Genomic DNA, 5683 nt, shown 5'->3' on the forward strand with positions numbered 1-5683 from the left:
GGGGGCGGGGGGGGCTAACCCCGGGGGGGGCGGGCTTTGGGGGGGCGGCGCCCCCCCCCCCCCCCCCCCCGGTCGCCCGGGAAGGCGGTCGCGTCCCGGGCTGAAGCGTCGCCGCAGGCGACTCCGGGGCCTGGACAGCCCCGGCTACGCGGCGGCGCCCAGGATCAGTCGGATCTCGCTGACGCGGTATCCGCCGCGGCCCGGCCTGTCCCGTCTCAGTTGAGGTGAACCAAGACGAGGCGTTGACCGGCAGTGGTTCATCTTGAGTGAGACGCTGTTCGGTGCGGCGTCTCACTCAACCTGAGGTCTGTGAGTCCTGCGCTGCTTCGCGCTCGGCAGCGAACTCGTCGAGGAGCTCGAACAGGACCCTGATCGCCTGCTGTTCGTCCTCAGGCGGAAGATTCCACAAGTCGTCCCAGCCGTTCGGGAGGGCGATGTGGAGGATTTGGCCCGGCCAGGCGTGGTTGCAGTCGCGTCCGCGACGGGCGACGAGCCAGTCGTGCCAGCCGGTGAGCCCGGGCCCACCGTGCCGGAGAGCATGCTGGTCATAACCGGTCAGGAACGCGGTCAGCATGTGGAAGGAGGTCTTGCCGACGAACATGCCGGGACGTTGGCCGACGCTGACGAAGTACTCGCGTTCAGTCATCTCCGAGAGGGGCTTCATGTGTCCGTACCCTCCTCGTCAATGGCGCTGTCGCCAAGGCCTGGACGAAGCCTGCTGCGGGCCGCCTCCAGACGTTCGGCGTAGTCCGCCGCAAAGATCCCCGACAGCGACTTGTCGAGCGTTCCGGCAATGCGGTGAAGGGGTGCCCAGACCGCCGCATCGCCGACGAGACGACTGAGGTCCGTCATCTGCACCTGCTCCAGCCAGTCCGACAGGACCAGCGCCTCATCCGAGGTGAGCTCGATGATGATCTCAGAATTCTCCACTCCTCGAACATAGTTCGTCGACCCTGCACTGTCAGAGGTGCCTGGCACAGTGCCGCTGTGGACATTGATTCCTTCTGGAAGCTCATCGAGGAGTGCCGGCGTCAGGCGCAGGGCCCGGACGAGCGGCTCGCGTGGCTGCGGGGCTGCGTGGCGCATTGGCGCGAAGGTCGCTGGCTGAGGTTGTGCAGTTCCAGGTGCGCTTGGACGAGGTGACGCACGAGGCGTTCACGTGGGATCTGTGGGCGGCAGCGGACCGGATCTTCGGTGGCTGGTGTTCGGATGACGGATTCTGCTACTTCGGCCTGTGGATGGTGGGGCTCGGCCGTGATGCCTTCTCCAGGGCACTGGCTGATCCGGACTCTCTGGCCGACGTTCCGGAGGTCCAGTGCATGGTGGGACGCCCGCGGGAGATGTGGAACGACGACTGGCCCGAGTGGGAGTCTCTCGACTATGTCGCGATGGAGGCGTACGGGAGCCTGACCGGTGTCGGTGACGACTGCAGCGAGGCGTTTTACGAGGATGTCGAGGCCGAACAAGGCGATGGAGAGGGCAGCTCGGGGCCGCTCGGTCAGCGGTGGGACGTGCGACGCGAGGACGAGGCAGCACGCAAGCTGCCGAGACTGAGCGTGATGTTTCCTCTGTGATCGTTCGCTTAACGAGCCGGACAGCGTGGCAGGCGCATCAACGGGAAGCGGTCGGCCCGTGGGCGTCGCCGAACGCGCCTTCTCCTCACCGAGAGATCATGTGAGCGTGATGCTGTGGATCCGCGCTTACGACGGCGAGAGCGATGTCTGGTCGTACTTCGAGCTCGACGGCGAGGAATGGGCCCTGCGCCAGGTCGACCTGCAAGGACCTCAGCGCCAGCCCGTGACCGCAGCTTCGCTGGCGGAGGTCATCGAGATCCGTGACTGTGGCGACCTCGGGGCCATGGCCGCCTACGAGCGGCAGTACGGCGTCCTCGCGGAAGGTGCCCTGCGCGGGTGGCAAGAAGCGGACGGCGCTGCCGAGATGACCCGCCAAGAATTCGAGTCGACGTGGGCCGCTGCGCGAGAGACCCTCGGCGCGGATCGCACCGAGGAGACGACTTGATCACTGAGTACCAGCAGAAGCTGCGCGAGCGCTATCTCGCCGCCACCGTCATGCCGGCTCCCGAGCCGTGGCAGCCGGTGATGGACCGCAGGACTCCCATCGGGGGCCTTCTCGGTGTTGGATTCGCCGTCCATCCCGACAGCGGACACGACCTCATCATGGTCGTGTCCAGCGACGGCCATGGACTCTTCGACGGGGTCACCGGCGAGAAGATCGCCCGCGACCGGGACCCTGACCCGGAAACGAGTACCCCCGACGCCCACCCGGACCTCACCTGCCCTGGGCTCGGCCCGATCGCGGGCGTCCCGGTACGCGTAGCCGGACTCTTCGGCGGCGGCCTGCACAGCACCACGCCGGACGGCTGGACCCTGGACGTCGTCAGCCCCGAGTGGCCCCACGACCGCGTCATCCTCTCCGCCGACGGCGGGTCCCACAAAGGCCCGGCGGGAGGGACGTGGTGGCACGTCTTCCACTCCGAGTACTCAGACCTTCGCGCAGCCGGGTTCTCTCCCTCCGGCCAGACCCTGGCGGTCGCCACCAGCAGTGACCTCACACTCTGGACCCGGCCCGGCCTCCGCTTCGACGACTGAGCGGACAGCGGGACAGCAGGCGGGAGGAGGACAGATGGACCGGGCGGAACTCGCCGGGATGCTGGGCGACCAGACCACGGCCTGCGAAGCCGCCAAGGAGGCGCTTCTTGCTGGAGGCGACTTTGTCGTGTGGGACGGCCGCGTTCCCAGTCAGCAGCTTGCCAGCATCTACGCGGCTCGTCTCCGACGGGCGAGCAAGCGAGGTGCTGAGACTCTCGCCCTGCCGTCCACCGTCGACATCCTCACCCGGCTCGAAGCCGATCAGGTCAGGATCGGCTGCATCTTCTCACCGGACCGGACGTGGGCCTTCATGCTCTTCCTCGCCGACGACGCCGACGCAGTCCTCGCCTGTACGGGAGTCCGACGAGCTGAACGGTGACAGTTGACCTGCTGACTTGTCTCACTCAACCTCAGCAGTCTGTTGTCCCGGCTACGTCGTTTGGGGGTGCTGGTGAGTGCCCCAGAGGCGCCTGAGGGCTTCGAGTTCGGTTCGGGGGAAGTGTTCGCCCCACTTGCCTCGATAGCCGCTCTCGCCATAGGTCTGCGCGACCTCGTCGAAGCAGCGGATCATGGTGCGGGCGAGCTGGTCGATGCCGAGCTGGCTGGACCAGATCTCGGTTCCCTTGTTGTCGTGATCGCTGCCGTGACGCAGTTCCAGCACGCGGATCCAGGCGTCCACGCCTTCGCGGTAGAAGATCCACCGGTAGGCGGTCGGCTCGGCCTCGAACTGGGCACGGCTCTCCGTCTCGCCCGCGACGAGGCGGGTCACCGCGGTCAGGAGTTGCTCGGGCGCACTGGTGATATAGGACGCGGTGAGCTCGACTTTCGCCCGGTGATCTTCAAGGGTGCAGTCAACCCACCCAGATCCCGCCAGGGTCCAGGTGATGCGCATGCCGGATGTCACTGATACTCCTTGGCGAGGAAAGCCCGGACATCGGCCGCTAGGGAAGTCATCTGCTCGCCGGCCTCCAGCCAGGTGGTCACCGCTTTCGCGGCGTCTTCGGGTAGCCCCTCCCAGGGCTGAGCACCGGTAGCGTGGCGATCGGATCCCCGACTTCCCGGGCCCCTGCAAGCAGTCCCTGCGGCTCTGCGAACACTGCTTGCAGGGCATCGGCGACCGGCTCGCGCCGCACCCGCGGGTGCAGGTAGCCCGATAGCCAGCGCAGATTCGCCGCCAGCACAGGATCGAGTATCCCGACCCGCTCGAAGCCCCAGCCAACCTGGGCGCAGGCCGCGGCCGTGGCCGCGAACTTCGCCGCGTCGTCTGGTTTGATCCGATCGTCCGGACGTACGTCCAGCACCACAGCGGTGCCGTCCCGACGGCGTACGAAGTAGTCCGGCGTATGGCGGGTCCGCCGGGCCCGGTCGCCGTACCGCCACGACAGCCGGAACGGCTGCGAGGCCACCGCCCCCACATCCGGATCGGCGTCCAGCCTCATCAGGTGCCCGAGCTCCCCCCACGACTCATAGCCGACCAGGTCGCCACCTGTAGCAGCCCAGTACCAGCCCGCGAAGTTCCGCTGCCCCCGGTACGAAGGGAACCCGCGTACCTGCCCGGCTGCCTCGAAACGGGTCGGCCACATCACCTCAAGCGGCCCGCCGTGCGGCTCGCCGCGGGCGTCTACGTACTCCAGCCAGATGTCCTCCTCAGCCACCAGCCACCCCCGCTCGGCACCCACCCGATAAGAAGGCCGTAGGGACCCCGGTGCGGCAGTGGTCAGGAGGAGCGAGACGGATCGACAGATGGTCAAGGTTGACTGAGACGAGCGACCAGATGGTTCAGATAGACCGAGACTGGCTCACCTTCAGCGAGACACGTCACCACCTCGTACCAGCCTCGTGAGCACGAGCAGGCGGACACTTTTGCAAGCAGCCGCTTGCAAAAGTTAGCGATGATGTCGCAGTATCAGGGGTATGGCATCACTCAACGTCGGCAATCTCGGCGAGTACCTCCGCGAGCAGCGGCGCACCGCGCAGCTGTCACTGCGGCAGCTCGCGGAGGCCGCCGGGGTGTCGAATCCGTACCTCAGCCAGATCGAGCGCGGGCTGCGCAAGCCCAGCGCGGAGGTGTTGCAGCAGGTCGCCAAGGCGCTGCGGATCTCGGCCGAGACGCTGTACGTACGGGCCGGAATCCTGGAGGAACGGGAGCCGGACGAGCTGGAGACAAGGGCCGTCGTCCTCGCCGACCCGTCGATCAACGAGCGGCAGAAGCAGGTGCTGCTCCAGATCTACGACTCGTTCCGCAAGGAGAACGGCTTCGACGCCGATAGGGATAAGGACACCGCCGAAACTACCGGTGACGGCCTCGACGAGGCCGTACGGGGCGGTGTCGATGGACAGCACGCAGTCTGACAACTCCGACATTGTGATCCGGGAGGACCCCAGTCATGGCCATCGCTGATGACCTGCGTAAGACGTTCACCGACCCGACTCCTCTCTACTTCGCGGCCGGCACCGCCGATCTCGCGGTGCAGCAGGTCAAGAAGGTGCCCGGGCTGATCGAGCAGCTGCGGGCCGAGGCGCCCGCGAAGTTCGATGCGATGCGGGAGGCCGACCCGAAAGCGGTGCAGGCGAGGGTGACCGCACAGGCGAAGGAGGCCCAGGCCACCGTTCAGGCCAAGGTCACCGAGGTGATCGGGAGCCTCGACACCGATCTGCGGAAGCTCGGCGAGTCCGCCCAGGACCTTGCGCTGCGCGGTGTGGGGGTGGCTGCCGAGTACGCGGTACGGGCGCGCGAGACGTACGAGAAGGTCGCCGAGCACGGCGAGCAGGCGGTGAAGTCCTGGCGCGGTGAGGCCGCCGAGGAGATCGCCGAGATCGCCATCGCGGTCGAGCCCAAAGGCGACACGCGGAAGAACGACGAGTCCACGGGCTCCGAGCCCAAGGCGAACGGCACCTCGGTGAAGTCCGCGCCCGAGGCGAAGCCCGCGGCTGAGGCGCAGCCGAAGGCCTCCGCCCCGGCTCCCCGCAAGGCTCCGGCCCGCAAGCCGGCCGGGAAGAAGAGCTCCCCGTCCACCGGGTCCACCGGGGAGTGACAGGGACGTAAGCGGGCAGCGCGGCCGGGTCGACCCGGC

The 5683-nt window shown here is 67.5% G+C and carries 10 protein-coding genes; 6 read left to right on the plus strand and 4 right to left on the minus strand.

Annotated features, from left to right (window positions below):
• Nucleotides 1-295 precede the first annotated feature (295 nt).
• Entirely contained in the window at nt 296-664 is a 369-nt protein-coding gene (locus tag ACFWI9_RS32545) for a hypothetical protein (protein ID WP_387168390.1), read from the minus strand.
• Nucleotides 661-930, minus strand: coding sequence for a hypothetical protein (locus ACFWI9_RS32550; protein WP_387168392.1), 270 nt, complete (start codon nt 928-930; stop codon nt 661-663). The genes ACFWI9_RS32545 and ACFWI9_RS32550 overlap by 4 nt, the downstream gene beginning before the upstream one ends.
• Nucleotides 931-1061: 131 nt before the next feature.
• On the opposite strand from ACFWI9_RS32550, the gene ACFWI9_RS32555 reads away from it, so the two are divergent.
• From ACFWI9_RS32555 to ACFWI9_RS32570, 4 genes are all read left to right on the plus strand, one after another.
• The gene (locus ACFWI9_RS32555; protein ID WP_387168395.1) at nt 1062-1574 is read left to right on the plus strand and encodes a DUF4240 domain-containing protein; all 513 of its coding nucleotides are present in this window, start codon (nt 1062-1064) and stop codon (nt 1572-1574) included.
• A gap of 109 nt (nt 1575-1683) precedes the next feature.
• On the plus strand, nt 1684-2019 hold the full coding sequence (locus ACFWI9_RS32560; protein WP_387168414.1) for a hypothetical protein: 336 nt from the start codon (nt 1684-1686) through the stop codon (nt 2017-2019).
• Nucleotides 2016-2609, plus strand: coding sequence for a hypothetical protein (locus ACFWI9_RS32565; RefSeq protein WP_387168398.1), 594 nt, complete (start codon nt 2016-2018; stop codon nt 2607-2609). Before ACFWI9_RS32560 ends, ACFWI9_RS32565 begins: the two co-directional genes overlap by 4 nt.
• Before the next feature lie 34 nt (nt 2610-2643).
• Nucleotides 2644-2988: a hypothetical protein gene (locus ACFWI9_RS32570; RefSeq protein WP_387168400.1), complete on the plus strand. Its 345-nt coding sequence runs from the start codon at nt 2644-2646 to the stop codon at nt 2986-2988.
• 51 nt (nt 2989-3039) lie between these two features.
• Here ACFWI9_RS32570 and ACFWI9_RS32575 read toward each other — a convergent pair whose 3' ends face one another.
• Nucleotides 3040-3513: a hypothetical protein gene (locus ACFWI9_RS32575; protein ID WP_387168404.1), complete on the minus strand. Its 474-nt coding sequence runs from the start codon at nt 3511-3513 to the stop codon at nt 3040-3042.
• A gap of 76 nt (nt 3514-3589) precedes the next feature.
• Nucleotides 3590-4264: a TnsA-like heteromeric transposase endonuclease subunit gene (locus tag ACFWI9_RS32580; RefSeq protein WP_387168407.1), complete on the minus strand. Its 675-nt coding sequence runs from the start codon at nt 4262-4264 to the stop codon at nt 3590-3592.
• A 259-nt stretch (nt 4265-4523) separates the two neighbouring features.
• On the opposite strand from ACFWI9_RS32580, the gene ACFWI9_RS32585 reads away from it, so the two are divergent.
• Nucleotides 4524-4961, plus strand: a complete 438-nt coding sequence (locus ACFWI9_RS32585; protein ID WP_387168409.1) for a helix-turn-helix domain-containing protein — start codon at nt 4524-4526, stop codon at nt 4959-4961.
• A gap of 35 nt (nt 4962-4996) precedes the next feature.
• Complete coding sequence (locus tag ACFWI9_RS32590; RefSeq protein ID WP_387168412.1) at nt 4997-5644, plus strand: hypothetical protein; 648 nt, start codon at nt 4997-4999, stop codon at nt 5642-5644.
• Nucleotides 5645-5683: the final 39 nt, after the last annotated feature.

Source organism: Streptomyces sp. NPDC127084, assembly GCF_042724175.1.
In the GTDB taxonomy this organism is placed as follows: Bacteria; Actinomycetota; Actinomycetes; order Streptomycetales; family Streptomycetaceae; genus Streptomyces.

Bases quoted from the DNA above. Each gene is read 5' to 3' on its own strand.
- ACFWI9_RS32585 (WP_387168409.1), top strand. From the start codon at position 4,524: ATGGCATCACTCAACGTCGGCAATCTCGGCGAGTACCTCCGCGAGCAG.
- ACFWI9_RS32560 (WP_387168414.1), top strand. From the start codon at position 1,684: ATGCTGTGGATCCGCGCTTACGACGGCGAGAGCGATGTCTGGTCGTAC.
- ACFWI9_RS32570 (WP_387168400.1), top strand. From the start codon at position 2,644: ATGGACCGGGCGGAACTCGCCGGGATGCTGGGCGACCAGACCACGGCC.
- ACFWI9_RS32590 (WP_387168412.1), top strand. From the start codon at position 4,997: ATGGCCATCGCTGATGACCTGCGTAAGACGTTCACCGACCCGACTCCT.
- ACFWI9_RS32545 (WP_387168390.1), bottom strand. From the start codon at position 664: ATGAAGCCCCTCTCGGAGATGACTGAACGCGAGTACTTCGTCAGCGTC.